Genomic DNA, 26,171 nt, shown 5'->3' with positions numbered 1-26,171 from the left:
AAGAGGGATGCGTCACAGTTCGGTCGCGGCCCGCGGCGCCCCACCGCTGCGGGACGCCGGGGCCCTGACCGGCGTGAGAACGGCGGCGGATCGGCAGCGTCCGCGACCGGGCGCGCGGATGCGTCGTTCCGGGCTGCTGGATGACGCATCCGTGCGCCGGGTCGGTGCCGGGGAGGGCGGGGTCGGGTTCAGAAGGGCGGGGTGTCCTGGTCGGCGGGGCTGGGTCGGGGTGGGGGCAGGGCTCGTTGCTGCTGGGGGTGTCGCAGTCCGGCTGGTCGGGTGGTGCGGGTGACGCCGGTGGCGGTGGTGACGGTGAGGGTGCCGTCGGGGTGCAGGCGGTAGCGCCAGCCGCGGGCGAAGGTCTTGAGGCGGTGGTGGGTGCGGCACAGGCAGCAGAGGTTGTGGCAGGTCGTGCGGCCGCCGCAGTCGTAGGGCAGGACGTGGTCGGCGTCGGTGCGGCCGGCGGGTTGTCCGCAGCCGGGGTGGCGGCAGGTGCGGTCACGCAGTCGTAGGAAGCGTTCCTGGGCGGCGGTGTGGGCGTAGCCGGGCACTGCGGGTGGTGGGCCGAGGGCGGGGCAGCCGCAGTCGGCGTTCCTGCCGTGAGTGGTGCAGCCGCGGGCGGCGAGGCGGGCCAGTTCGGCGGGGGTGGTGGTGGCCAGCAGCGCGCCGTCGTCGTCGGTGAGGGCGAGTGCGAGGGTGCCGCCGGCCGGGGCCTGGACGCCGAGCGCGCCGAGCTGGGCGAGCAGTTCGCGCAGGTGTGCGGTGGTGATCGGGGTGCTGCCGAGCTGCGGCATCCCCTGGCCCAGATGTCGTGGGTCGGTGCCCGCCCCGGTGGTGCCCGCCCCGTACGCGTGTGGCGCTCCCGCCTCTCCTGCGTAGTCGGCGGCGCCCATGCCGAGCGCGGATCCTGGCGGGCGCAGGGCGGACAGCGGTGCGGTGATGGTCAGGTGCCCGGTCATCGCCGGGTGGCCGTCATCCCCGGTGCGCAGCACCAGCGCGGCGTGCGCCTCGGCGCGCAGCACCCCGATCGGCCGGTCGTCCCCGGCGGTGCGCGCGAGCTGGGCGGCCTGGTCGATGACCGACCACATCGCCGCGGCCACCGCCGAGGGGGCCTCGGTGGTCAACGCCGACATGCCGTCCCCGGTCGGGTGGACCCGGACGGCGGCGCGGCGTTCGGCCTCGATCCGGCGGCGTTCGGCGAACTCCTCGTCCGCGGCGACCGCGGCGGCGACCAGCCGGGTGCGCAGCTTCCCCGACGACAGGCCGGCCGCCTCCGGCAGCACCGCCGCCACCACCGCGGCAGCGACCTCGTCGGTGGCGCCGGCCAGCACGTCGGCGAACACCCGAGCCCGGAACCAGTCCAACCGCCCCGCGGCGCACGCGGCGTGCACCGCCGGCATCCGCTCCACCACCTGGAACGCGTCGGCGAGCAGCCCGACGGCGTACGGGCGGCCGCAGTTGAGCACACAGCGCCACCTCATCGGGCAGGAACTCCGACGTGCCCGGCACCGGTGACCCGCCACCGCGGCGCCGCGCACCCGGATGCCCGGGCGGCGGATCGTCGGTGTCCGGCCGATCGCCGGCCAGCGACATCAGCAGCTCGGCCTCGTAGGCGTCGTCCATCCCCTTGCGCGCCCGCACCCGCTGCAACTCGGTGACCTTCTGCTCGGCGGTCAACCGCGCCACCGGCAACCGCTCGACCGACGGCTCCCGCCACAGCAACCACTCGATCAACCCACCCTGGGGCTGCTCCGCGGTCACCGTCATGCACCCAAGCTACGGATGGGGTCTGACAGTTTCCGCTGCTCAGCGGCCTGCCGGCCGGAGGTTCTCGAGAGTTCAGCGGCGCTCCCCGAGGAGATCCCGCACCTCGTCGTCGGAGGTCTGCGCGAAGGTCCCGTAGGCGCCGCCGACGGCGCGGAACGACGAGGGCACGAGCAGGCACACGACGTCGTCGGCGAGCGCCCGCACCTCGGCCAGCGCGCCCGCGGAGGCCACCGGGACCGCGACGACGGTGCGCGCGGGCCGCTGCCCGGCGAGCGCCAGCAGCGCGGCGCGCATGGTCGAGCCGGTGGCGAGGCCGTCGTCCACGAGGACGACGCTGCGGCCGGTCAGCGCCACGGGGGCGGCGTCGCCCCGGTAGGCGGCTTCCCGGCGGCGCAGCTCCGCCAGCTCCTCGGCGCGGACCGCGGCGAAGACGGCCTCGTCGACGTCGGCGCTGCGCAGCACCCGTTCGGTGCGCACGGTCTCGACCGCGTCTCCTACGGCGGCGAGGGCACCCATGGCGAGCTCGGGCTGCCCCGGCAGCCCGAGCTTGCGCACCAGCAGGACGTCCAGCGGAGCGCCGAGCGCGGCGGCGACCTCCGCGGCGACCACCACGCCGCCGCGGGGCAGGCCCAGCACCACGACGTCCCCGGGCACCGTCCCGGCCAGGCGGGCGCCGAGCGCCCGGCCCGCGTCGCGGCGGTCGGCGAACCGGGTCACGGTCAGACCGGCTGCGGCCCCGTCGGCGGCGGCACGATCGGATCGCCCGGGCCGGGCACCGGGTAGGGCGCGGGCTCCGGCGGCGGGATCGGATCGGTCGGGGACGGCGTGGGCGACGGCGGCTGCGGGGTCGGCGGGCTCGTCATGGACCGACGCTAGACCCGGAACCGCGTCCGCAGAACCGTCCAGCGGTCGCAGATCTCCGTTGCTCCGTCCGCCGCGACCACCCAACCTGGGTCGATGCCGAGCACCCTCGTCGCGCTCACCGTCGCCGCGCACGACCCGGCCGCCCTGGCCCGGTTCTGGTCCGGGCTGCTGGGTTGGGCGGAGACCGACGACCCCCGCGGCGGCGTCGCCCTGCTGCCCTCGGACGACACCGGCTTCGGCCTCCGCTTCACCCCCACGTCGGAGCCGAAGGTGCAGCCCAACCAGATGCACGTCGACCTGACCAGCGGCTCGCCGGAGGAGCAGCAGCAGACCGTCGCGCTGGCGCTGGAACTCGGCGGCCGGCACATCGACATCGGCCAGCGCCCGGAGGAGGGGCACGTCGTGCTCGCCGATCCGGAGGGCAACGAGTTCTGCGTGATCGGGGCGGGCAACGCCTTCCTCGCCGAGTGCGGATTCCTCGGCGCGGTGGCCTCCGACGGCTCGCGGGAGGTGGGCCTGTTTTGGAGCGCGGCCCTGGACTGGCCGCTGGTCTGGGACCAGGACCAGGAGACGGCGATCCGCTCCCCGCACGGCGGCCCGAAGATCACCTGGGGCGGGCCCCCGGTCCGCCCGAAGGCGCCGCGCAACCGGCTGCACCTCGACCTGCAGGCCACCGATGACCGCGACGCGGAGGTCGAGCGGCTGGTCGCCCTGGGCGCGACCCGGCTGGACGGCGGGCACGAGGACGGCGGGGTGCTCCTGGCCGACCCCGACGGCAACGAGTTCTGCCTCCTGGCTCCGGCCTGACGGGGCGGCTCAGGCGGGCCGGCGGGCCCCGGTGCAGCGCGACGATGCCGCCGGTCAGGTTCTGCCAGGCGACGTCCTCCCACCCGGCGTCCTGCAGCCGCCCGGCGAGCTCGGCCTGGCCGGGCCAGACCTGGATCGACTCGGCGAGGTAGACGTAGGCGTCGGGGTTGCTGCTGACCGCGCGGGCGATGCGCGGCAGCGCCTTCATCAGGTACTCGAGGTAGACCGTGCGGAACGGGCCCCAGGTCGGCCGGGAGAACTCGCAGACCACCAGCGTGCCGCCGGGGCGGGTCACCCGGCGGAACTCGCGCAGCGCCGCGTCGGGGTCGGCCACGTTGCGCAGCCCGAAGGAGATGACGACGCCGTCCACGCTCGCGTCGGCCAGCGGCAGCGCCATCGCGTCACCGGCCACCTTGGGCACCGGCCGCGCGGCGCCGGCGCGCAGCATCCCCTGGGAGAAGTCGCAGGCGATGGCGCGCACCCCGCCGGAGGCCAGCTCCACCGTGGAGACCGCCGTGCCCGCGGCGACGTCCAGCACCGTCTGCCCCGGCTTCGCGCCCAGGGCCTGGCGGGTGGCGCGGCGCCACGAGGCGTCCAGCCCGCCGGAGAGCACGGTGTTGGTGACGTCGTAGCGCTTCGCGACGCCGTCGAACATGGCCGCGACTTCGGCCGGGCGCTTGTCCAGATCGGCCCTGCGTCCGGCGGTGTGCGGGTTGTCTCGCCGGTCTGCCACGGCGTCGACTCTACGAGGCCTCCTAGTCTGGAGACGTGCCCGCGCCCGCCCTGACCTCCCGCCCCGCGGCGGCGCGCACCGTCACGACCGTGCGCACGGACGCCGCGGAGCTGCTGGAGCTGGTCCCGGCGCGCGCCGGGCTCTCCTGGGTACGCCGCGGCGAGGGCCTCGTGGGGTGGGGCGAGGCCGCCCGCCTGGAGGTGTCCGGGCCCACCGCGCTGGCCGACGCCGCCGCGTGGTGGGAGGGCTTCACCGCCGGGCTGGACGTCGACGACGACCTCGCCGTCCCCGGCAGCGGCCCGGTCCTGTTCGGCAGCATCGCCTTCGACCCGGCCGCCGGGACGTCGGTGTTCGTCGTCCCCGAGGTCGTCGTGGGCCTGCGGGACGGCGTCGGCTGGCTGACCACCGTCGGGACGGCGCCCGCCGAGCTGCCCGTGCCGGTACCGCTGGACGGCCCCGGGCCCCGGCTGCGCTACGCCGACGGCGCGCTGGACCCGGCCACCTGGTGCGCCGCCGTCGACGCCGCCGTGGCCCGCATCGACGCCGGGGAGCTGGAGAAGGTGGTGCTCGCCCGCGACCTGCTGGTCTCCGCCGAGCCCGCGCTCGACCCGCGGCGGCTGCTGCGCCGGCTGGCCGCCCGCTTCCCCGACTGCTGGACCTTCGCCGTCGACGGCCTGCTCGGCGCCACCCCGGAGCTGCTGCTGCGCCGCACCGGGCGGCAGCTGTCGTCGCGGGTGCTCGCCGGAACGGCGGCCCGCGGGGCCGGCGCCGAGGACGACCGCCTGGCCGCGGCGCTGCTCGGCTCGACCAAGGACCGCGCCGAGCACGCCCTCGCCGTCGACTCGCTGGTGCGCGCGCTCGAGCCCTACTGCGACCGGCTCACCGCCCCCGCCGAGCCCGCGCTGCTCACGCTGGCCAACGTGCGGCACCTGGCCACCGATGTCGTCGGCACCCAGCGGGGGACGGCGGGGCTGCTCGAGCTCGTCGGCGCCGTGCACCCCACGGCCGCCGTCTGCGGCACCCCCACCCCCGACGCCGCCGCGCTGATCCGCGAGCTCGAGGGCATGGACCGCGGCCGGTACGCGGGCCCGGTCGGCTGGCTGGACGCCCGCGGCGACGGCGAGTTCGGCCTGGCGCTGCGCTGCGCTGAGCTCACCCCGGACGGCGGCGCGCGGCTGTTCGCCGGCTGCGGCATCGTCGCCGGGTCCGAGCCGGCCGCCGAGCTGGCCGAGACCCAAGCGAAGTTCGCCGCCTTCCAGAACGCGCTCGAGGGCTAGTTCCCCCGCAGCGCCTCCGACGCGGCGGCGCGCAGGTCCTTCGCGAGCGCGGCTTCCGCCCGCTGGTCGGTGCGGACGACGACCACCCGCGGCCCGCCCAGCCGCAGCGCGGCGGGAAGCTCCTCGGGGGTGCCGACCCGCGTCGCGGCCCAGCCCAGCGCGCCGGCCACGGCGACCAGGTCGCGGCCGTGCGGCGTCCCGAACACCCGCCGGTAGCCCTCCGCGTAGCGCTCCTCCCCCGGCTCGAGCTGGGCGAAGATGCCGCCGCCGTCGTTGTCCGGCACGACCACGGTGAGGTCGGGGACCGGCTCGCCCTCGCCGGTGAGCAGGCCGGTCAGGTCGTGCAGGAACGTCAGGTCGCCCATGAGCGCGAACGCCGGCCCGCCGTGCACGGTGGCCGCGCCGATGGCGGTGGAGATCGTGCCGTCGATGCCGGCGACGCCGCGGTTGGCCAGCACGGTGAGGTCCGCGCGCGGCACCGCCAGCCGGTCGACGTCGCGCACCGGCGTCGACGAGCCGAGCACCAGCAGCGCCCCGGACGGCAGCGCGGCGACGACGTCGCGGGCCAGCCGGGCGGCGGTCAGCTCGGGTGCCGCGTCGAGCGCGGCGTCGACGGCCGCGCCCGCCCGCTCGGCGGCGTCGGACCAGGCCCGCGCCCAGGTGTCGTCCACGTCGTCGTTGCCCGCCGCGACGGCCAGGGACGGGCTCACCCGGGTGCTGCTCCGCACCGCGTCGGCCCAGCGCGGCGCGGCGCTGACCGTCTCCACGGTGACCGCCGGGTCGGCGAGCAGCGCGTTCACCGGCCTGGAGAGGGTCGGCCGGCCCAGCACCACCACGTGGTCCGGGCGATGCACGGCCAGCCAGTCCGCGTCGCCCAGCAGGAAGACGCCGCCCCGCAGGCTGCGCGCCCAGGACGCGCTGCTGGGCTCGGCCACGACCGGCCGGCCGAGGTCGGCGTCCGCGGCGCCGTCGCCACCGATCACCAGCGTGCGGGGCGGCAGACGGCGGGCGCCGGCCACGGCGCCCGGCGTCACCGCGGCCGTCCACGGGGCGCCGCCGGGGCGGCCTGCCCACGGGCCGGCCAGCTCCGCGACGCCCTCGTCGGCGGGCATGAGCGGATCGCGCAGGGCGAGGTTCAGGTGCACCGGGCCCGGGTCTCCGGAGAGCACGCCCGCGGCCGTGACCAGCGCCTTGGCCACGACCGACCGCCAGTAGCGGTTCTGCGCCGCCTCGCGCCCGACCTCGGGCACGCCGACGTCGACTGCCCAGCGCACCGCACCGCCGTACAGCTGCGCCTGCTCGATGGTCTGGTTGGCGCCGGTGGAACGCAGCTCCGGCGGCCGGTCGGCGGTGAGCGCCAGCAGCGGGACACCCGCCGCGTCGGCCTCCAGCACCGCGGCGTGCAGGTGCGCCGCCGCCGTCCCCGAGGTGGTGAGGACCGGCACCGGCCGGCCCGACGCCTTCGCCAGGCCGAGGGCCAGGAACGCCGCCGACCGCTCGTCGATGCGCACGTGCAGCCGCAGCCGGCCGTCCCGCTCGGCCGCGGCCAGGGCGAGCGCCACCGGCGCCGACCGGGAGCCCGGCGCGAGCACCGCGTCGGTCACCCCGCCGCGCAGCAGCTCGTCGACCAGGACGCGGGCGAACGCGGTCGAGGGGTTCACGCCGCGCTCACGGCCGCCACGCGGGCCGCCCAGCGCTGCGCCACCTCCGGATCGGCGGCCACCGCCTCGCGGCGGTCGGGCTCGGGCCGCACGACCGGCAGCTCGCCGTCGACGGGGAGCAGCGGGGTGCTGCTGACGTCGTCGGTGAACAGCGCGATCGTGGCCAGCCCGCAGGCGAACGGCAGCTCGGGGAGGGCGGCGGCGAGCGCCACGCCCGCCGCGATGCCCACCGAGCTCTCCAGCGCCGAGGAGACGACGCAGGGCAGGCCGTGCGCCTCGGCCACGCGCAGCGCCGCCCGCACCCCGCCCAGCGGCTGCACCTTGAGGACGACGACGTCGCCGGCCTCGCGCAGGTCGACCGCGAGCGGGTCGTCCGAGCGGCGCACCCCCTCGTCGACGGCGACGCGGACGTCGATCCGGCGGCGCAGCGCGGCCAGTTCGGGCAGCGTCGCGCAGGGCTGCTCCACGTACTCCAGGCCCACGGCGGCGTCCAGCGCGCGGATCCGGGCGACGGCGGTGTCGACGTCCCAGGCGGCATTGGCGTCCACGCGCACCGCGCCCGACGGGCCGAGCGCGTCGCGCACCGCCTCGACGCGGGCGAGGTCGTCGGCCTCGGTCTGGCCCGGCTCGGCGATCTTCACCTTCGCGGTGCGGCAGCCCGAGGCGGTGACGATGGCGTGCGCCCGCTCCGCGTCGACGGCGGGCACGGTGACGTTCACCGGCACCGAGGAGCGCACCGGCGCCGGCCAGCCCACCGTGGCCGCCTCCACCGCGGCGGCCCACCAGCGCCGGCTCTCCGCGACGTCGTAGTCCCAGAACGGCGAGAACTCGCCCCAGCCGGCCGGCCCGCGCAGCAGCACGCCGTCGCGCACGTCGATGCCGCGGAAGCGGTTGCGCATCGGGAACGAGTAGACCCACGCCTCCAGCGCCGGTCCACCGCCGACCGCGGGGTTCGGGATCATGGCCGACAGCCTAGGAGGGCCGGCACCGCGGCCACCGTTCCCGCCCACATCGGCGATGTGGGCGCCAAGGAGCGCTCGTGGCGGCGAGATCGGCGATGTGGGCGTCGTGGCGGGGGGTGCGGCCCCCGGCCGTACGCTGGCTCCTCGTGGCCCGGCACCTGTCCCTCGTCCCCGCGGCCGAGCTGACGCAGGCCGCGGTGCGCGCGGCGCTGTCCGGTGAGCGGCCGCTGGCCGTCCTCCCCGCCGGGCCTCCCGCCGCCGTCGACGCCGCCCGCGCGGTGCTGCGCCCCGACGAGCCGCTCGAGGACGGCGCGGACCTCGTCGTCGTCACGTCCGGCTCCACCGGCTCCGGCCGCGGCGTGCTGCTGTCCGCCGCCGCCGTGCGCGCGTCGGCGACCGCCACCCTCGACCGGCTCGGCGGCCCCGGCAGCTGGCTGCTCGCCCTCCCGGTGTCGGCCATCGCCGGCCTGCAGGTGCTCTGCCGCAGCGAGCTGGCCGGCCGCGAGCCCGTCGCCCTCGACCGGCACGAGGGGCTGGCCGCAGCGCTCGCCCGGATGCCGGCCGGCGACCGCCGGTACACCGCGCTGGTGCCCACGCAGCTCGTCCGCTTCCTCGACGCCGAGCCCGACGCGCTGCGCGCCTTCGACGCCGTCCTGGTCGGCGGGGCCGCGACGGATCCCGCGCTGCTGGCCCGCGCCCGCGCCGCCGACGTCCGGGTGGTCACCACCTACGGCATGACCGAGACCGCCGGCGGCTGCGTCTACGACGGCGTCCCGCTCGACGGCGTGCAGGTGCGCGTCGCCGGGGAGGGCATCGAGCTCGCCGGGCCGGTGCTGGCCTCGGGCTACCGGCTCGACCCCGAGGGGACGGCGGCCGCGTTCGCCGGCGGCTGGTTCCGCACCCGCGACGCCGGCGAGCTGGCCGAGGCCAGCTCCGACGGCACCGCCCGGCTCACCGTCCTCGGCCGGCTCGACGACGTCGTCATCACCGGCGGGGTGAACGTGGCGCCGGCGGCGGTCGAGGCGGCGCTGCGCGAGCACCCCGGGATCGCCGACGCCGTCGTCGTGGGCCGGCCCGACCCCGAATGGGGGCAGCGCGTGGTCGCCGCCGTCGTCCTCGCCGGGGAGGACGCGCCCGAGCCGGCCGAGCTGCGCCGGTGGGTCGCCGACCGGCTCGGCGCCCCGGCCGCCCCCAAGCAGGTGCACGTCGTCCCCGCCGTCCCCACGCTGCACACCGGCAAGCCCGACCGCCGCGCGGTCGCTGCCCTGATCCCGGAGGTCTGAGTTGGCCACCCCCGCCCAGTGGCTGGCCGGCGCCCGCCCCCGCACGCTCCCCGCCGCGCTCGCGCCGGTGCTCGTCGGCACCGGCGCCGCCGCCGCGCTCGACGGCTTCCGCCCGCTGACCGCGCTGCTGGCGCTGGTCGTCGCGCTCGCCCTCCAGGTGGCGGTCAACTACGCCAACGACTACTCCGACGGCACCCGCGGCACCGACGCCGACCGGGTCGGGCCGATGCGGCTCGTCGGCTCCGGCGCGGCCACGCCCCGGGCCGTGCTGGTCGCCGCGGTGCTCTCCTTCGCCGTCGCGGCCGTGGCCGGCCTGGCGCTGGCCGCGCTCACGAGCTGGTGGCTCGTCGCCGTCGGGGCGGTGTGCATCCTCGCCGCCTGGACCTACACCGGCGGGCCGATCCCCTACGGCTACCGGGCGCTGGGCGAGGTGTTCGTCTTCGTCTTCTTCGGGCTGGTCGCCGTCGTCGGCACCACCTACGTGCAGACCGGCACGCGGCCAGGGCTCGCCTACGCCGTGGCGGTGCCGATCGGGCTGCTCACCGTGGCGATCCTGGTGGTCAACAACCTGCGCGACATCCACGGCGACGCCGCCGTCGGCAAGCGCACGCTCGCCGTGCTGCTGGGCGAGCGGGGCACCCGGCTCGCGTTCGCCGGGCTGTTCGTGGCGGCGCTGGCCGTCGTCGTCGCGGTGGGCGTCGTCCGGCCGTGGGTGCTGATCACCCTGCTGGCCGTGCCGCTCGGCGTCCCGCCGGTGCGCACGGTGCTCACCGGAGGACGCGGCCCGGCGCTGATCGGCGCGCTCGCCGGCACCGGCCGGCTCACCCTGGTCACCGGCGTGCTGCTCGGCGCCGGCCTGGCACTGAGCGGCTGAGCACTCCGCAGCCGAGCCCGGCCCCGCTGAGCGCCGGGCGGCTGATCAGCCCTCGGTGCCGTCGCCGCTGAGCCGCGCCCGGAACTGCTCCTTCTCGGCCCGCTTGGCCACGCTGCGGGCCATCAGGGCCTCGCTGAGCCGCTCCCGCGAGGGCCGCAGCGCCAGGTAGGCGATCGGCATCGACAGCAGCAGGCCGAAGAGCATCCCGGAGAAGAAGTCCAGGCCGACCATCCAGAGGATGAGCGTCAGCAGGGCGAAGATGCCGAGCCGGCCGACGGTGTGCAGCAGCAGCCAGGGCAGCACCTTCGGCGGCGTCGCCGGCCCGCCCGCCGGACCGGCCGGGGGCACCGGCGCCCCCTCGGTTGCGCTCTCAGCCATGCCGGCCCTCCCACTTCGTCGACAGCACCACGGTGGTGCGGGTGCGTGCCACACCCCTGATCCGGTTCAACGCGTTGACGGTGGCCTCCAGTGCCGGGATGTCCGCCACACGCACCTTGAGCACGTAGCCCTCGCTGCCGGCCACCCGCCAGCAGTCCTCGATGCCCGGCACCTCGCGCATGGCCACCTCGAGGCCGGTGTCGTCCACCGAGTCGCTCTCGATGACGCCGATGAGCGCGGTCACGTCCAGCCCCACCGCGGCGGGCTCGATGACCGCCCGGTAGCCGGAGATCACGCCGGCCGCCTCGAGCTTGCCCACGCGCTCGTGCACCGCGGGCGAGGAGAGCCCGACCTGTCGGGCGAGCTCGGCGTAGCTGGCCCGGCCGTTGGCGCGCAGCAGCTCGATCAGGTGCCGGTCCACGGCGTCGATGGCGGTCGCTCCGTCCTCGCGGGGCCCGCTACCGGGTCGCCCGCGATCTCATGGTCTGCACCGAGTATCGCGGCGGTCGTACGCTGGTCGTGGACGAGGGGGTGGGGACGTGGTCCTTCTGGTGGTGCTCGTGATGGCGGTCGTGGTGATCGCCCTGGTCATGCGTGCGGCGGCCAATCCGGGCGGTGGCGGTCTCCGCGCGCCCCGGCCGCCCCGCCGTCCCCGGCCCCAGCGGCCCACGCGGCCGCTCGCACCCGACGACGACCCGGAGTTCCTCCGCGAGCTCGAGCGCCGCGCCCGCCGGGACGACGGCACCCCCGCCTGAGCTGATCCCCGAGCCAGACCCGTCCGGGCCAGGCCGCTCGAGCTAGGCCGCGGGGTTCGCCCCGAACAGCCGCCGCCAGCCGCGCCGCTGCGGGAGCCGGAGCGCCGTCCCGTCCCGGTCCGCTCCGCCGTCCCCCTCGTCGGGCACCTCACGGCCGCCCGGATCCTCGGGCCAGCCCACCGGCTCCCCGCCGGGCGGCGGCGGATCCGGCCACCCGGTGCTGCCGCCGCGCCCGGGTGCGTCCGCGCCGTGCGCGGTGCCGGGAGCACCGGAGCGCCGGGCGAGGGCGTCGGCCACGAGCGGGTGCACCGTCGCGTCGTCCCCTGCCGTGTGCTTACCCACGGTGACCTCCACCGGACTGCGGACTCCACGTCATCCCTGCATCGAAGCACGGAGGTCCGACATCGTGACGGATCCCCGGCCCCTCGGCCGGGACGTCCCTCACTCCGGGTGACAGCGCGGGCGGCCCCGCGCAGGGATCACTCGACGCCGGCGTAGCTGTGCAGGCCGCTGGAGACCAGGTTGACGAAGGTCAGGTTGAAGACCATGACCACCAGGCCGACGACGTTGACCCACGCGGCCGGGCGCCCCCGCCAGCCGGCGGTCGTGCGGGCGTGCAGGTAGGCGGCGTAGACGACCCAGGCGATGAACGACCAGGTCTCCTTCGGGTCCCAGCCCCAGAACCGGCCCCAGGCGCTCTCCGCCCAGATCGCGCCGGCGATGACGGCGAACGTCCAGATCGGGAAACCGAAGACGGCGGTCCGGTGGGCCAGCCGGTCCAGCACGGACGACTCGGGCAGCCGCGCCACGAAGCCGGTGCCGCGCTCCTCGGCCGGCTTCTGCTCGGCCTTCGTGCGGACCAGGTACAGCACGCTGGCGATCCCGCTGACCAGGAAGATGCCGAAACCGACGATCGCGGCGGTCACGTGGATGGCCAGCCAGCTCGACCGCAGCGCGGCCACCAGCGGCCCGCCCTCGACGTAGAGGAACAGGCCGATCGCGACCATGCCGAGGACGACGGGCGCGAGCACGAAGACGCCGATGTGCCGCAGCGCCGGCGAGCGGACCGCCAGGACGACGTAGGCGAGCACCGCCACGAGGACGACCGCGGTCGCGAACTCGTACATGTTGCCCCAGGGCAGCCGGTCGAGGGCGAACCCGCGGCAGACGAGGACGGCGGCGTGGGTGAGCGCCCCGAGCACGGTGAGGCCGATGGCGATCGCACCCCAGCGCTGCGCCCTGCCGGATGCCTCCGGGCCGTCCGCCGGCGCCTCGGGGGCCGGCCCGCCGCCGGCGGCGACGAGCTCGCGGGCCGCGGCCGGCCGCCGGCCGAAGGCCAGCTCGGCGCAGAACGCGACCAGGGCCACGGAGTACAGGGCGACGCTGATCGAGAAGAAGGTGTCCGACAGGTCGAGGAGCGACTGGTCAGGAGTCACGCGGGGAGACCTCCGGTTGCGGTGCGGTGCGGGCGGCGAGCGCGGCCCTCAGGTCGTCGGTGAGGGCGGCGAACCGTGGCGCGCTCTCGCCGCTGCCCCGCGTGAGCGAGGCCAGCGTCAGCACGGTACCGCCGCCCGCGGGGTCGGGGGCGGGCCGGGCGAAGGCCCGCTCCCGCCGCAGCAGCAGCAGTCCGAGCAGCCCGGTCAGCAGGGAGATCGCCGACACCAGCACCCAGATCTGGCCGGGGTCGTGCGAGTACTGCAGGGCGGCGAACTCCTTGACGCCGCTGAAGGTGATGACCGTGCCGTCCTCGAGGGTCATCGAGTCGCCCAGCGAGAGGTTGGCCGCGCCCGCCTCGGAGAGCCGGCCGCGCTCGATCTGGCTGGCGTCCAGCGAGTACACCGACTGCGGCAGCCCGGAGTCCAGGCCCAGGTAGCCCTGGTAGGCGACGACGGCGACCTGCGGGTCCAGCGGGCGCGGGTCGATCGAGGTGAGGACGCCGCCCTGCACGATGCCCGTCGGCGCGAAGAAGCCCTCCAGCGCGAGCTGCCCGTCGCTGCCGCCACCCACGTCGGGGAGCTTCAGCGCGCCCTCGCTGGCCATGGTCGTCGGGTCCGAGGGCAGGAACGGCACGGTGATGTCGGTGAACGCCTGCCCGTCGGGCAGCGTCACGCTGAACGTGGGGCTGAACCCGTGCCCGGTGAGGTAGAGCCGGTCGCCCTCCGAGCGCAGCGGGCTGTTGACGCCGATCGTCGTCGGCCGGCCCTCGGCCCCGGGTTCGCCGTACCGGATGTCGGCGGTGAACGACGACGCGGTCAGGTCCGGCTCGTACTCGGCCTCGAAGCGCTCGAGGTCCACGCAGGTCGGCGAGAGGTCGCCGCTGTCGACCAGCGGGCCCGACGAGTAGGTGTCGTACTGCTGGAAGGAGTTGCAGAACCCGTCGCCCTCGGTGACCAGGATGCTGCCCTCGTAGCCCCAGAGCTTGCCGCCGGCCAGGCCGAGCAGCAGCGCGATGAGGGACAGGTGGAACAGCAGGTTGCCGGTCTCCTTGAGGTAGCCCTTCTCGGCCGACAGCTCGGGGCCGTGCGCACCGTCCCGGCGGACGACGCGGTACCGCCGGACCCGCAGCTCCTCCTCGACGACGTCGAGCGCGGCGTCGGCCGGCAGCGGCGTCCCCAGCGAGCCCGAGTCGGGCAGCCGCAGCAGGTTCCGCGGGGCCGGCGGCGGAGCCGAGCGCAGCGCCCGCGCGTGCTCGAGCGCCCGCGGCAGCACGCAGCCGATCAGCGAGATGAACAGCAACAGGTAGACCGCGGCGAACCACGGCGAGCTGAAGACGTCGAACAGGTACAGCCGGTCCAGCACCGGCGCGAGGTCCGGGTGGTCGGCGAAGTACCGGCGCACGTTGGTCTGCGAGAGCGAGCGCTGCGGCAGCAGCGAGCCCGGGACCGCGGCGAGCGCGAGCAGGAACAGCAGCACGATGGCGGTGCGCATCGCCGTGAGCCGGTGCCACCAGAGCAGCAACCGGGCGGCGATCCGGCGGCCGGGCGAGGGGCGAGCGGGCGGCGGCGGAGCGGCGGCCTCCCGCCGCGGGGCGGTGGTGGTCACAGCGACGTCTCCGCGAACCCGCGCGTGGCCAGCCACGACCGCAGCCACTCCATCATCTCGGGTCCAGGCGCCCGTGAGCAGGAGCAGCCCGACCAGCACGAGCACCGCCCCGCCGATGCGGGTGACCGCCTGCGCGTGCACGCGCAGGAAGGTGGTGGCGCCGACGGCCCAGCGGGCGCCGAGCGCCACGAGCACGAACGGCACGCCCAGGCCCAGGCAGTAGGCCAGCCCGAGCAGCGCCCCGCGCCCGGCGGTCGCCTCGGCGAAGGCCAGGTTCTGGACGGCGGCCAGCGTCGGACCCAGGCACGGCGTCCAGCCCAGGCCGAAGACGACGCCGAGCAACGGGGCGCCGGCCAGCCCGACGGTGGGCCGCACGGTCATCCGCTTGGTGCGCTGCAGGAGCGGCAGCCAGCCGAGGAAGCCCAGCCCCACCAGGACGGTGACCCCGCCCATGACCTGGGTGATGACCTCGTTGTGCACCAGCAGCAGCCGGCCCAGCCCGCCGAACGCGGTGGTGATGGCCACGAAGACGGCGGTGAAGCCGAGGACGAACAGCACCGCGCCGAGCACCATGCGCCCGCGGGGGGCGCGGTCGTCGGCGCGCACCGCCGTCGCCGTCGCCGTGCCGCCGGAGGCCGTGCCGCCGGAGGCCGTCCCGCCGGCCGCCGCCGTCGTCGTCCCTGCACCCGTCGTCCCGGCGGGACCGGGACGGGCACCGGAGCCGACCAGGCCGGTGACGTAGGACAGGTAGCCGGGCACCAGCGGCAGCACGCAGGGCGAGGCGAAGCTGATCAGCCCCACAAGCGCCGCGACCACGGCGGCGACCAGCAGCGGGCCGTCGGTGACGAGGTCGGCGAAGGTCTCCCCCACGTCAGCCCTCCTCGGCGAGCAGTCGGTCGAGCACGGCGCGCAGGTCGTCCTGCCGCACCGCACCGGTGTACACAGCGGCGACCTGGCCCTCCCGGTCGAGCACGATGGTCGAGGGGATGGCGCTGGCCGGGTAGTCCCGGAACGCCAGCGCGACCTCGCCGCGCGGGTCGTCCAGCGAGGGGAACTCGATGCCGAAGTTCCGCTCGAACGCCCGGGCCAGCTGGCCGGTGTCCTTCACGTTGATGCCGAGGAACCGCACACCCCGGTCGCGGACGTCGGCGTAGACCTCCTGGAACTCCGGCGACTCCACCCGGCAGGGCGCGCACCACGAGCCCCAGAAGTTGATCACCGCGACGTCGCCGGCCAGCTCGGTGGAGGAGAAGTCCTCGCCGTCCAGCAGCGTGCCCGCGAACTCGGGCGCGGTCGCGCGCTCCTCCGGGGGGATCACCTCGCCGCGCGGGGTGCCCTCGACGAAGCGGAACTCGCCGCCGTTGTTCACCGACACCGCGTCGTCGCCGGTGGTGCAGCCGGAGAGGGCGAGCACGCCCGCGGTCAGGGCCAGGAGGAGCCGTCTCATGCGCCGGGCACCGCATCCGGGTCGGTGGCGCCCGCCGGCTCGGCGTAGGTGACGCCGGCGAGGCGGTCGCCGTCGTAGGTCACCGACGTGACGCTGGCCAGCGCGCACTGGCGGCGGCGCGGGTCGTGCACGTAGCTGCGGCTCTCGAGGTGCAGCCGGAGGGTCCAGATGGGCAGTTGGTGGCTGACCAGGACGGCCTCGTGCCCGCGGGCGGCGTCGCGCGCCGCCTCGACCGCGGCGAGCATCCGGGCGGCGATCTCCACGTAGGGCTCGCCCCACGAGGGCTGGAACGGGTTGCGCAGCTTCCACCAGTTGCGCGGGGCGCGGAAGACGCCGCCGGCCCCGCCCACGACCATGCCCTCGAAGGCGTTGCCGGCCTCGATCAGCCGGTCGTCGGTCGCGACCTCCAGCCCGGTGGCGTCGGCCAGCGGGCGCGCGGTCTGCTGCGCGCGCTCGAGCGGGCTCGAGACCAGGTGCGCGACGTCGTGCCCGGCGAACCACTCGGCGGCGGCGACGGCCATCGCCTCACCGGTCGTCGACAGCCGGAAGCCGGGCAGCCGCCCGTAGAGGACCTTGCCCGGGTTGTGCACCTCGCCGTGGCGCAGCAGGTGCACCGTCGTCGTCTCGCTCACGCCTCCCCCTCCAGGGCAGAAATGGCCATTTCTGCCCTCACGGGGTGGCCTCGGCGGCGGCACGGGCGGCGGCGGGCAGCGCCTCGAGCACGCGGTCCAGCGCCTCCCCGGACAGCTGCGCGTTGACGAACCACGACTCGAACGCCGACGGCGGCAGGTACACCCCGCGGGCCAGCATCGCGTGGAAGAAGGCGGTGTAGCGGAACGCCTCCTGCGAGCGGGCGTCGTCGTAGTTCCGCACCTGGCGCTCGTCGGGCACGAAGAAGATCGAGAACATGTTGCCGGCCTGCTGCACCCGGTGCGGCACGCCGGCGGAGAACAGCGCGGCGCTGGCGGCGCCGCGGAGCACCGCGGCGACCTCGTCGCAGTGCGCGTAGACCTCGTCGGTGCAGTGCCGCAGCGTGGTCAGCCCGGCGGCGACGGCGACGGGGTTCCCCGACAGCGTGCCCGCCTGGTAGACCGGCCCGGCCGGGGCGAGGTGGTCCATCAGGTCCGCGCGGCCGCCGAACGCCGCGGCGGGCAGCCCGCCGCCCATGACCTTGCCGAAGGTGAACAGGTCGGCGTCGACGGGGTCCAGGCCGTACCAGCCCGACCGCGAGACGCGGAAGCCGGTCATGACCTCGTCGAGGACCAGGAGCGCGCCGTGCGCGGCGGTGATCCGGCGGAGTGCTGCGTTGAAGCCCGGCTCCGGCGGGACGACGCCCATGTTGCCGGCCGCGGCCTCGCTGATCACGCAGGCGATCTGCGGGCCGCGCTCGGCGAAGACCGCCTCGACCGCGGCGACGTCGTTGTAGGGCAGCACCACGGTGTCGGCGGCCGCGCCGGTGGTGACGCCGGGGGTGTCGGGCAGGCCCAGGGTGGCGACGCCGGAGCCGGCCGAGGCCAGCAGCGAGTCGACGTGTCCGTGGTAGTTGCCGGCGAACTTCACGACCAGCGGGCGGCCGGTGACGCCGCGGGCCAGCCGGACCGCCGAGAGCACCGCCTCGGTGCCCGAGTTGACCAGGCGGACGCGCTCCACCGGCGCGACCCGCGCGCGGATCTCCTCGGCGAGGTCCAGCTCGCCCTCGGTGGGCGCCCCGAAGGTCAGCCCCCGGCGGGCGGCGGCGGTGACCGCCTCGACGACGGCGGGGTGCGCGTGCCCGAGCAGCAGCGGCCCCCACGAGGCGACCAGGTCGACGTAGCGGCGGCCGTCGGCGTCGGTGAGCCACGGGCCGGCGCCCTCCACCATGAACCGCGGGGTCCCGCCGACGGCCTGGAAGGCGCGGACCGGCGAGTTCACGCCACCGGGGGTGACGGCGCGGCCGCGGGCGAAGAGCGACGCCGAGACCGGGGCCTCGTACGGGTAGGGCGAGCTGTCCGGCGAGGTCACGACCCCAGTGTCCCTTCTCTTCCTGTGCGCCCGTCGGAGGCGTCGGACACAGCGGCCAGCAGGGCGCCGCGCAGCGCCGCCGGGTCCCGGGTCGGCACCAGCACGGTGCGGCCGTCGCGCAGCCGCAACGGCAGCCCCGACCGGCCCGGCGGCAGCGTCCAGCCGCCGCCCAGCACCGGCGCCCCGGCGTCCACCCCGCCCTCGACGGCGGCCAGGTGCGCGGCGTCGACGTCGGCCAGCCGGACGACCTCGGGGCCGACCGACAGCTCGCCGTCCTCGACCGCGACCGTCCAGACCCGGCGGGCCGAGAGGCAGCCCACCCCCACCGCGCCGAGCACGGTGACCACGGTGAGCGCCCAGAGCCAGGGCGGGACGTCCGGACCGGGCAGCACCAGGTCCAGGACGGCGAAGAGCCCGAGGGCCCCGGCGACCACCCAGAACGGCCGCCAGGAGCCCCCGGGCTCGACGTAGCTCATGTCAGCCGCGGGCCAGCCAGCGCGCGGCCTCGACCGCCCAGTAGGTGAGGACCTGGCCGGCGCCCGCGCGGCGGATGGCGACCAGCGTCTCGAGGATCGCCCGCTCGCGGTCCACCCAGCCGTTCGCCGCGGCCGCCTCGAGCATCGCGTACTCGCCGCTGACCTGGTAGGCGCTGACCGGCACCTGCACCGCGTCGGCGACCTGGCGGACGATGTCCAGGTAGGGCAGCGCCGGCTTCACCATGACGGCATCGGCGCCCTCGGCGAGGTCCTGCGCCACCTCGCGCAGCGCCTCGGCCGCGTTCGGCGGGTCCATCTGGTAGGTCGAGCGGTCGCCGAACTGCGGCGCGCCCTCGGCGGCCTCGCGGAACGGCCCGTAGAAGCCCGACGCGTACTTGGCGGCGTAGGCGAGGATCGGCACCTCGGTGAACGCGGCGCTGTCCAGACCGGCGCGGATCGCGGCGACCTGCCCGTCCATCATCCCGCTGGGGGCGACCAGGTGGGCCCCGGCCTGCGCCTGGGCGATGGCGACGGCGGCGTACCGGTCCAGCGTCGGGTCGTTGTCGACGACCCCTGCCGGCGTGACGACGCCGCAGTGCCCGTGGTCGGTGTACTCGCACAGGCAGAGGTCGGCCATGAGCACCAGCTCGTCGCCCAGGTCGGCGCGCAGCTGCTGCAGCGCCACGTTGACGATGCCGTCGGCGGCGTCGGCCTGCGAGCCGACCGCGTCCTTCTCGGCGGGGATGCCGAAGAGCATCAGCCCGCCGATGCCGGCCTCGGCCGCCTCGTGCGCGGCCGTGCGCAGCGAGTCGATCGAGTGCTGGACGACGCCGGGCATGGAGCCGATCGGCACCGGCTCGGCGATGCCCTGCTTGACGAACACCGGCAGCACCAGGTCGGCCGGGGCCACCCGGGTCTGCGCGGTGAGGCGCCGCAGCGCGGGCGTCGACCGGAGCCGGCGCCCGCGCGCGAAGCCGGGGTTCGTCCCGCCCAGCGCCTCGCTCACTTGCCCTCGCCGTCCTCCGCCTCGCGCAGCGACAGCGCGTACTCCGCCAGGGCGTCGACCAGCGGGGCGACGGCGGCCGTCTCGGGCTGCACGTCGACGCGCAGGCCGAACTCCTGGGCGCTGGCCGCGGTGGCGGGGCCGATCACCGCGACGACGGTCTTGGCGTGCGGCTTGCCGGCGATGCCGACCAGGTTGCGCACGGTGCTCGACGAGGTGAAGCAGACGGCGTCGAAGCCGCCGCCCTTGATCGCCTCGCGGACCGACGCGGCCGGCGGGGCGGCGCGCACGGTGCGGTAGGCGGTGACGTCGTCGACCTCCCAGCCGCGCTCCACCAGACCGGCGGCGAGCACCTCGGTGGCGATGTCGGCGTGCGGCAGGAGCACGCGGTCGATCGGGTCGAGGACGTCGTCGTAGTCCGGGAACTCGGCCAGCAGGCCCTGGCTGGACTGCTCGCCGACCGGGACCAGCTCGGGCACGATGCCGAAGGCGCGGACCGCGTCGGCGGTCTGCTCGCCGACGCAGCCGACCTTGACGCCGGCGAACGCGCGGGCGTCGAGGCCGAGCTCGGCGAACTTCTCGCGCACGGCCTTCACCGCGTTCACCGAGGTGAAGACGATCCAGCCGTAGCGGCCGGTGACCAGGCCCTTGACCGCGCGGTCCATCTGCGCGGGGCTGCGCGGCGGCTCGACGGCGATCGTCGGCACCTCGACCGGGACGGCGCCGTAGGCGCGCAGCCGGTCGCTCATCTCGCCGGCCTGGTCCTTGGTGCGGGGCACCAGCACGCGCCAGCCGAACAGCGGGCGGCTCTCCCACCAGGACATGCGGGCGCGCTTGTCGACGGCGGTGCCGACGGTGACGACGACCGGGCCGTTGAGGGAGTCCAGCCCGGCGGCCTTCTCGGCGACCGCGGTCAGCTTCGTCACGACGCTCTTCTGCGCCGTCGACGAGCCCCCGGTGGTGACGACGACGGGCGTGCTGCCCGACAGGCCGCCCTCGACGAGCCGGGCGGCCGCGTCGGGGAGCTCCTCGGCGGTGGCCCGCAGCACCAGGGTGCCGCTGGTCGACGCCGTGGCCGCGGCCAGCGCGGTCAGGTCCACGCCGCTGCGCAGGTCGGCGGTGAGCGCCGTGCTGCCCGGGGCGACACCGGCGAACGCGGGGACGGCGGTGGCCGGCGCCACGCCGGGCACCACGTCGAAGCCGATCGAGGTGCGGCCGACGGCCAGCACCTCCTTGACGGCGGCGTCGTCGGTGTAGGGGTCGCCGGCGACGAGCCGGACGACCACCGCGCCGCCCTTGGCCGCCGTGACGGCGGTCTTGGCGATCTCGGCGGGCTCGCCGCTGACCGGGACGAGCTCCGCGCCGGGGTTGATCCCCTGGACGGCGTCCTGGACGGCGGTCGGCACGTCGGCGTCGACGAGGACCTGGGCGGCCTCGGCGATCGCCGCGGTGGCGCGGGCGGTCAGCATGCCGGGGTCGCCCGGTCCGGCGCCGACGAAGACGACCCGGCCGGTGCTTCCGACGGTCTTGCGGAAGCGCGTCATCGCGTGCTCCTGATCCTGGCCCTGGGGGCCTTTGTTGCTGGGTTCTGGGCGTTCTGGGGGGTGTGGCTGGTCGGGCCCGCGGTCACCTGCTGGCTGCCATGAGCTCGACCGCGCCGCGGTCGAGCAGCTCCTCGGCGAGCGCGCGGCCGAGGGCCGCGGCGTCGGCGAGGACGCCGGTCCGGGAGCCGCGGACGCCGTCGCTGCCGTCGAGCGCGGTGACGGAGGCGCGCAGGAACAGCTCGGGACCGTCCTCGCCCTCGGCGATCTCGGCGTAGGCGGCCACCGGGGCGCTGCAGCCGGCCTCGAGGGTGGACAGCGTGCTGCGCTCGGCGAGGGCGCAGGCGCGGGTGCGCGAGTCCTCGAGCCGGCCGAGCAGCTCGCGGGTGCGGGCGTCGCTGGTGCGGCACTCGACGGCCAGCGCGCCCTGCGCCGGCGCGGGCAGCACCTGCAGCGGGTCGAGCGTCTCGGTGATCACGTCGAGGCGGCCCAGCCGAGAGAGCCCGGCGCGGGCGAGGACGACGGCGTCCAGGTCGCCCGGGCCGTGACCCATGCCGGCCACCCGGCCCAGCCGGGTGTCGACGTTGCCGCGCAGGATCGGCACGATCTCCAGCCCGAGGCCGAGGGCGCGCAGCTGGGCGACCCGGCGGGGCGCGCCGGTGCCGATCCGGGAGCCCGGAGGCAGCTCGCCGAGGGTGAGCCCGTCGCGGGCGACCAGGGCGTCGCGCGGGTCCTCCCGCGGCGGCACGGCGGCGAGGCTCAGGCCGGGCTCGGGCGCGGTGGGCAGGTCCTTGTAGCTGTGCACGGCGAGGTCGATGTCGCCGGCGAGCAGCGCGTCGCGCAGCGCGGTGACGAAGACGCCGGTGCCGCCGAGCTGCGCGATCGCCGCCTGCGAGCGGTCGCCCTCGGTGGTGATGTGCACCAGCTCGACCGGGTGGCCGGTGGCGGCGGTGATCGCGTCGGCCACGCCCTGCGACTGGGTGTGCGCCAGCGCGCTGGCGCGGGTGCCGAGCCGCAGGACGGCGGTCCCCGCCTCGGCGGGGGTCCCGGCGCCGGTGGTGCTCGTGGCAGGGGTGCTGGTGGCGGTCATGCGGGCCGCCTCCGGCGCGCTCGGGGTCGACGGTGACGGCCTCGGCCAGGCTCGCGGCCTCGCGCGCGACGTCGGTGTCGATGCCCAGGCCGAACAGGGCGCGCAGCGCCCCGGCGTAGTCGGTGCCGCCGGGGACGGCGGAGAGCTGCTTCACCCGCACGGTGGGCTCGTGCAGCAGCTTGTCCACGACGCGCCGGACGGTGCGGGCGATCTCCTGGCGGGAGCGCGGGTCGAGGTCGGGCAGCCGGGTGGACAGCCGCAGCAGCTCGGCGTCGACGACCTCGGCGGCCTGGCTGCGCAGCGCGGAGACCGTCGGCGCGACCGCGGCGGCCTGCTGCTCGGCGCGCAGCAGGGCGGCCTCGGCCTCGATCATCGCGTGCGCGGTGGAGATGTCGTGAGCGGCCACCGGGCCGGGGGCCGGCTCGCCGGAGTCGTCGGCGGCGACCCGCTCGCCCTGGAGCAGGGCCAGGTCGACGACGTGCACGCCCGGGAGCGCGGCAACGCCCGGGTCGACGTCGCGGGGCAGCGCCAGGTCGATGACGGCCAGCGGCCGGCCGGCGCGCCGCTGCATGGCGGTGGCGACGGTGTCGGTGTGCACGACGATGCCCGAGGCGCCGGTGCAGGAGACGAGCACGTCGGCGTCCACCAGCTCGTCGGCCGTGTCGGCGAGCTCGATCGCCCGGCCGCCGAGGGTGGTGGCCAGCCGCTGCGCGGAGGTGCGCGTGCGGCTGCCGACGACGACGTCGGCACCGCGGCGGGCCAGCGTGGTGGCGGCCAGCGCGCCCATGGAGCCGGCCCCGACGACGAGCGCGCGGCGGCCGGCGAGGTCGCCGATGCGCACCTCGGCGCGGTCCAGCGCCACCGACACCAGCGAGGCACCGGCCCGGTCGATGCCCGTCTCGGAGTGCACCCGCTTGCCGACCCGCAGCGCGCGCTGGGCGATCGGGTGCAGGGCGCGCCCGACGGTGCCCTCCTCGCGGGCCAGGGCGTAGGCGGCGCGCAGCTGCCCGAGCACCTGCGTCTCGCCGACGACCATCGAGTCCAGCCCGGCGGCGACGGTGAACAGGTGCGTGACGGCCTGGTCCTCGTAGTGGACCGTCACGTAGGGCGAGAGCTCCTCGACCGTGGCGCCGGCCTGGCGGGCGAGCACGCGGCTGACGTCGGTGACGCCGCCGTGGAACCGCTCGACCTCGGCGAAGACCTCGACCCGGTTGCAGGTCGCGAGGACCAGCGCCTCCTGGATGTGGTCGCCGCCGACCAGCTCGTGCAGGGCCTTGACCCGGTCGTCGTCGCCCATCGCGAACTGCTCGAGCAGCGCGACCGGCGCCGTCCGGTGGCTGATCCCGACTGCGAGGAGGCTCATGCCGTCTCCCCCACTCCCGCGGGCACCCGCTGCTGGCCGAGGAAGGCCAGCACCTGGAGCTCCACGGACAGGTCGACCTTGCGGACGTCGACCCCGGCGGGGGCCGCGAGCGTCACCGGCGCGAAGTTCAAGATGCTCCTCACCCCGGCCGCGGCGAGCCGGTCGCAGACCGGCTGGGCCACCTCGGCCGGTGTCGTGATGACCCCGATGGAGGCACCGGTCGCCGCGACCACGTCCTCGAGCTCGTCGAGGGGGCGGACCTGCAGCGCGCCGACGCGCTGGCCGATGCGGGCCGGCGAGGCGTCGAAGAGCCCGACGAACTCGAACCCGCGGGTGCCGAAGCCGGCGTAGTCGGCCAGCGCGGAGCCCAGGTTGCCGATGCCGACCAGCACGCAGGCCCGGGCGCTCTCCACGCCGAGGACGCGGGTCAGCCGGTCGCGCAGCGCGCCGACGTCGTAGCCCACGCCCCGGACGCCGCAGGGGCCCAGGTGGGAGAGGTCCTTGCGCAGCCCGGCGGGGTTGACGCCCGCGGCGGAGGCGAGCTCACCGGAGGAGACGGTGCTCCGGCCGCCGTCGGCCAGCGTGGTCAGCACCCGGAGGTACACGGCCAAGCGGGCGACGGTGGCCTCCGGGATGGTCCGGGGCCGCGGCTGCATCAACGGGCTCTCCACAGCGGCCGCGCCCGGGACCCCGGTGGCTACCGGGCGGGGCGGGGCACGCAGAATGACGACGACGGCGACGGGATCGGTGGTTCTGCTGCGCAGGCACCGGGGTGCCCGCGCAGCCACGGTAGCCGCTTGTGAACGCCGGAACAAAGTCCCGGACGGCGCGACGACGCCCTGACCGGCCCGAACGGGTGGCGCTGTGGCGGAGACCACGTCGGTGGCGTCGGTCCAGCCACACCCGCCCCGCCGCCGACCGCCCGGTCAGCCGCCCCCGAGGCCCAGGTCGCGGCGCAGCCGGGGGACGTCGACGGTGAAGTAGGAGTGCTCGCGCCCGTCGAGCAGCACGACCGGCACCCGGTCGCCGAACTCGGCCTGCAGCTCGGGGTCGGCGTCGACGTCGACCACCTCCGCGCGCACGCCCGCCTCGCCGGCGATCCGCTCGAGCGTCTCCTCCGCCACCTCGCAGAGGTGGCAGCCGGCCCGGGTGAGCAGCCGGAGCCGGCCGGCGGGCTCAGCCGTCACCGCCGACCTCCTCGTCGTCGTCGGTCACGGCGCCCGTGAGCCCCAGCTCGCGCAACCGGGCGCGGCTGACCTTGCCGGTCAGCGAGTGCGGCAGGTGGGCCAGGAACTGCACCGACGTGGGCACCTTGTAGCGGGCCAGCGAGGCGGCGGCGTGCTCGCGCAGCTCCCCGACGGTCACGGTCTGCCCCGCCGCCAGCGCCACCACCGCGCGCACCGCGGCGCCGGTGCGCGGGTCGGGGACGCCGATCACCGCGCTCTCCGCGACCGCCGGGTGGGCGTCGAGCACCCGCTCCACCTCCGCGGGGTAGACGTTGAAGCCGCTCACCAGGATCAGGTCGCTGCGCCGGTCGACCAGGTGCAGGTCGCCGTCGGCGTCCCGGTAGGCGAGGTCGCCGGTGCCCAGCCAGCCGTCGGCGTCCGGGCCGTCGGCGCCGTCGGGCCAGTAGCCGGAGAACAGGTTCGCGCCGCGGATCCACAGCTCGCCGGGGCCCTCGCCCGGCCCGTCGTCGGGGCCCTCCTCCTCGGTGCCCTCCCGCGGCTGGTCGTCCTCGGCCGGGGCGTCGACGTCGGTGGGGTCGGCGGTGTCGGCGGTGTCGCGCAGCGCCACCTCGATGCCGGGCAGGGGGCCGCCGATGCAGTCGGGCTTGGGCCGGCCGGTGGCCAGGGTGCTGGCGACGACGGGTGCGGCCTCGGTGAGGCCGTAGCCCTCCCAGACGGTGATCGCGGCCCGCTCGCGCATCGCCGTCCACACCTCCTCCGGCAGCGGCGCCGCACCCGAGGAGGCCACCCGGACGGCGGCGAACGCGCGGCGGAGGTCGGTGTCGCTGCCGGCGGCGTCGGCCACGGCCAGCCACGCCTGGTACATCGGCGGCGCGCCGGGCACCGCGGAGACGTGCTCCTCGGCCATGACGGCGAGCGTGGCGCGCGGGTCGAAGGTCTCCTCGAGCACCGCGCACGCCCCGGTGGCGGCGACCATCCCGAAGCCGGCGTTGAGGCCGTAGACGTGGAACAGCGGCAGCACCAGCAGGACGACGTCGTCCTCGCGCACCGGCGGCGGGTCCATCGCCAGGCACTGCTCCTGGTTGGCCCGCAGCGCGCCGGAGGTGAGCATCGCGCCGCGCGGGCGGCCGGTCGTGCCGCTGGTGTAGCAGAGGAAGGCCAGCGCGTCGGGGTCGTCGGCGACCGCGGGCGGCGGCCCCTCCCCCTCGGGGGCGCCCGGGCAGACCGGGACCCCGCCGATCCCGTCGCGCGCACCGGGAGCGACCAGCAGCGCGGCCCCCGAGTCGGCGAGCACGTACTCGAGCTCGGGCTCGGTGTAGGCGGTGTTGACCGGCACCACGACCAGCCCGGCGCGCAGCGCCCCCAGGACGGCACGCAGCCAGGGCAGCCCGTTGGGCAGCTGGACGGCGACCCGGTCGCCCGGCGCGAGATCGCGCGCGGCGAACCCCGCGGCGGCGACGTCGACAGCCGCATCGAGCTCCGCCCAGGTCAGCCGCTCGTCCCGCGTGACGACGGCGGGCGCGTCGGGGCGCCGCCGGGCCGCGGCGCGCACGAGCGCGGCCAGCGACCTCCCTGCCTCCAGGTCCTGCACATCTCCTCCGGTCGCGCCGGCCGCGCGCGCCCGCGGATCCCGGTGTGCGTCCGCGGGCTGACGTGGACG

The 26,171-nt window shown here is 76.5% G+C and carries 25 protein-coding genes and 2 pseudogenes; 5 read left to right on the top strand and 22 right to left on the bottom strand.

Annotated elements, in window-relative coordinates; all coding sequences use genetic code 11:
- Positions 1–188 precede the first annotated feature (188 nt).
- The 3 genes from JKP76_RS07185 to JKP76_RS07175 all read right to left on the bottom strand — a co-directional run bounded on the left by JKP76_RS07185 (position 189) and on the right by JKP76_RS07175 (position 2,630).
- Positions 189–1,481, bottom strand: a complete 1,293-nt coding sequence (locus JKP76_RS07185) for an HNH endonuclease signature motif containing protein (RefSeq protein WP_200490141.1) — start codon at positions 1,479–1,481, stop codon at positions 189–191.
- Positions 1,482–1,839: 358 nt separating this feature from the next.
- Positions 1,840–2,484, bottom strand: coding sequence for a phosphoribosyltransferase (locus tag JKP76_RS07180; RefSeq protein WP_200490140.1), 645 nt, complete (start codon positions 2,482–2,484; stop codon positions 1,840–1,842).
- 2 nt (positions 2,485–2,486) lie between these two features.
- Positions 2,487–2,630 carry a hypothetical protein gene (locus tag JKP76_RS07175; RefSeq protein WP_200490139.1) on the bottom strand — a complete coding sequence of 48 codons (144 nt, stop codon included), beginning with the start codon at positions 2,628–2,630 and terminating at the stop codon, positions 2,487–2,489.
- A gap of 94 nt (positions 2,631–2,724) precedes the next feature.
- Between JKP76_RS07175 and JKP76_RS07170 the strand changes: the two genes are divergently transcribed.
- Positions 2,725–3,438, top strand: a complete 714-nt coding sequence (locus tag JKP76_RS07170; protein WP_200490138.1) for a VOC family protein — start codon at positions 2,725–2,727, stop codon at positions 3,436–3,438.
- 37 nt (positions 3,439–3,475) lie between these two features.
- On the opposite strand, the pseudogene JKP76_RS07165 reads toward JKP76_RS07170, so the two are convergent.
- Positions 3,476–4,171, bottom strand: a pseudogene (locus JKP76_RS07165) (demethylmenaquinone methyltransferase); the annotation flags it as partial.
- Positions 4,172–4,206: 35 nt separating this feature from the next.
- Here JKP76_RS07165 and JKP76_RS07160 point away from each other — a divergent pair.
- Positions 4,207–5,448, top strand: coding sequence for an isochorismate synthase MenF (locus JKP76_RS07160; protein ID WP_200490137.1), 1,242 nt, complete (start codon positions 4,207–4,209; stop codon positions 5,446–5,448).
- Here JKP76_RS07160 and menD read toward each other — a convergent pair.
- Entirely contained in the window at positions 5,445–7,109 is a 1,665-nt protein-coding gene (gene menD / locus JKP76_RS07155; RefSeq protein WP_200490136.1) for a 2-succinyl-5-enolpyruvyl-6-hydroxy-3-cyclohexene-1-carboxylic-acid synthase, read from the bottom strand. The genes JKP76_RS07160 and menD overlap by 4 nt on opposite strands.
- On the bottom strand, positions 7,106–8,071 hold the full coding sequence (locus tag JKP76_RS07150) for an o-succinylbenzoate synthase (RefSeq protein ID WP_200490135.1): 966 nt from the start codon (positions 8,069–8,071) through the stop codon (positions 7,106–7,108). The genes menD and JKP76_RS07150 overlap by 4 nt, the downstream gene beginning before the upstream one ends.
- Before the next feature lie 146 nt (positions 8,072–8,217).
- Here JKP76_RS07150 and menE point away from each other — a divergent pair, with 146 nt between their 5' ends.
- A complete protein-coding gene (menE, locus tag JKP76_RS07145; RefSeq protein ID WP_200490134.1) occupies positions 8,218–9,354 on the top strand; it encodes an o-succinylbenzoate--CoA ligase in 1,137 nt (378 codons plus the stop codon).
- A 1-nt stretch (position 9,355) separates the two neighbouring features.
- Positions 9,356–10,228: a 1,4-dihydroxy-2-naphthoate polyprenyltransferase gene (locus JKP76_RS07140; protein ID WP_200490133.1), complete on the top strand. Its 873-nt coding sequence runs from the start codon at positions 9,356–9,358 to the stop codon at positions 10,226–10,228.
- 45 nt (positions 10,229–10,273) lie between these two features.
- Here JKP76_RS07140 and JKP76_RS07135 read toward each other — a convergent pair whose 3' ends face one another.
- Both JKP76_RS07135 and JKP76_RS23355 read right to left on the bottom strand, forming a co-directional pair.
- Positions 10,274–10,606, bottom strand: coding sequence for a DUF4229 domain-containing protein (locus JKP76_RS07135; RefSeq protein ID WP_200490132.1), 333 nt, complete (start codon positions 10,604–10,606; stop codon positions 10,274–10,276).
- Positions 10,599–11,027: an Lrp/AsnC family transcriptional regulator gene (locus tag JKP76_RS23355; RefSeq protein WP_309232877.1), complete on the bottom strand. Its 429-nt coding sequence runs from the start codon at positions 11,025–11,027 to the stop codon at positions 10,599–10,601. Before JKP76_RS23355 ends, JKP76_RS07135 begins: the two co-directional genes overlap by 8 nt.
- Before the next feature lie 118 nt (positions 11,028–11,145).
- Here JKP76_RS23355 and JKP76_RS07125 point away from each other — a divergent pair, with 118 nt between their 5' ends.
- Positions 11,146–11,361, top strand: coding sequence for a hypothetical protein (locus JKP76_RS07125; protein ID WP_200490131.1), 216 nt, complete (start codon positions 11,146–11,148; stop codon positions 11,359–11,361).
- 42 nt (positions 11,362–11,403) lie between these two features.
- Here JKP76_RS07125 and JKP76_RS07120 read toward each other — a convergent pair whose 3' ends face one another.
- The 14 genes and pseudogenes from JKP76_RS07120 to JKP76_RS07050 all read right to left on the bottom strand — a co-directional run bounded on the left by JKP76_RS07120 (position 11,404) and on the right by JKP76_RS07050 (position 26,102).
- A complete protein-coding gene (locus tag JKP76_RS07120) occupies positions 11,404–11,703 on the bottom strand; it encodes a hypothetical protein (RefSeq protein ID WP_200490130.1) in 300 nt (99 codons plus the stop codon).
- A gap of 137 nt (positions 11,704–11,840) precedes the next feature.
- A complete protein-coding gene (gene ccsB, locus JKP76_RS07115) occupies positions 11,841–12,797 on the bottom strand; it encodes a c-type cytochrome biogenesis protein CcsB (protein ID WP_200490129.1) in 957 nt (318 codons plus the stop codon).
- Positions 12,787–15,273, bottom strand: a complete 2,487-nt coding sequence (locus JKP76_RS07110; protein ID WP_309232876.1) for a cytochrome c biogenesis protein ResB — start codon at positions 15,271–15,273, stop codon at positions 12,787–12,789. The genes ccsB and JKP76_RS07110 overlap by 11 nt, the downstream gene beginning before the upstream one ends.
- A gap of 1 nt (position 15,274) precedes the next feature.
- Positions 15,275–15,850, bottom strand: coding sequence for a TlpA disulfide reductase family protein (locus JKP76_RS07100; RefSeq protein WP_200490127.1), 576 nt, complete (start codon positions 15,848–15,850; stop codon positions 15,275–15,277).
- On the bottom strand, positions 15,847–16,482 hold the full coding sequence (locus JKP76_RS07095) for a histidine phosphatase family protein (protein ID WP_200490126.1): 636 nt from the start codon (positions 16,480–16,482) through the stop codon (positions 15,847–15,849). The genes JKP76_RS07100 and JKP76_RS07095 overlap by 4 nt, the downstream gene beginning before the upstream one ends.
- Before the next feature lie 37 nt (positions 16,483–16,519).
- A complete protein-coding gene (gene hemL, locus JKP76_RS07090) occupies positions 16,520–17,851 on the bottom strand; it encodes a glutamate-1-semialdehyde 2,1-aminomutase (RefSeq protein ID WP_200490125.1) in 1,332 nt (443 codons plus the stop codon).
- The gene (locus JKP76_RS07085) at positions 17,848–18,327 is read right to left on the bottom strand and encodes a hypothetical protein (RefSeq protein ID WP_200490124.1); all 480 of its coding nucleotides are present in this window, start codon (positions 18,325–18,327) and stop codon (positions 17,848–17,850) included. Before JKP76_RS07085 ends, hemL begins: the two co-directional genes overlap by 4 nt.
- Position 18,328: 1 nt before the next feature.
- Positions 18,329–19,333 (bottom strand): porphobilinogen synthase, encoded by a 1,005-nt coding sequence (gene hemB, locus JKP76_RS07080; protein ID WP_200490123.1) that lies wholly within the window; start codon positions 19,331–19,333, stop codon positions 18,329–18,331.
- A complete protein-coding gene (locus JKP76_RS07075; RefSeq protein ID WP_200490122.1) occupies positions 19,330–20,874 on the bottom strand; it encodes a uroporphyrinogen-III synthase in 1,545 nt (514 codons plus the stop codon). The genes hemB and JKP76_RS07075 overlap by 4 nt, the downstream gene beginning before the upstream one ends.
- Positions 20,875–20,956: 82 nt before the next feature.
- Positions 20,957–21,961, bottom strand: coding sequence for a hydroxymethylbilane synthase (hemC, locus tag JKP76_RS07070; RefSeq protein ID WP_200490121.1), 1,005 nt, complete (start codon positions 21,959–21,961; stop codon positions 20,957–20,959).
- 112 nt (positions 21,962–22,073) lie between these two features.
- Positions 22,074–23,324: pseudogene (locus JKP76_RS07065) on the bottom strand (glutamyl-tRNA reductase); the annotation flags it as partial.
- Positions 23,321–23,980, bottom strand: coding sequence for a redox-sensing transcriptional repressor Rex (locus tag JKP76_RS07060; RefSeq protein ID WP_242471216.1), 660 nt, complete (start codon positions 23,978–23,980; stop codon positions 23,321–23,323). The pseudogene JKP76_RS07065 and the gene JKP76_RS07060, both read right to left, overlap by 4 nt.
- Before the next feature lie 270 nt (positions 23,981–24,250).
- A complete protein-coding gene (locus JKP76_RS07055) occupies positions 24,251–24,511 on the bottom strand; it encodes a glutaredoxin family protein (protein ID WP_200490119.1) in 261 nt (86 codons plus the stop codon).
- The gene (locus JKP76_RS07050; protein ID WP_309229927.1) at positions 24,501–26,102 is read right to left on the bottom strand and encodes an AMP-binding protein; all 1,602 of its coding nucleotides are present in this window, start codon (positions 26,100–26,102) and stop codon (positions 24,501–24,503) included. Before JKP76_RS07050 ends, JKP76_RS07055 begins: the two co-directional genes overlap by 11 nt.
- Positions 26,103–26,171: the final 69 nt, after the last annotated feature.

The organism is Blastococcus sp. TML/C7B, assembly GCF_016612845.1.
GTDB lineage: Bacteria > Actinomycetota > Actinomycetes > Mycobacteriales > Geodermatophilaceae > Blastococcus.
The sequence above is the reverse complement of the archived record's forward strand: the minus strand, read 5'-3'. Positions and strand labels throughout refer to the sequence as shown.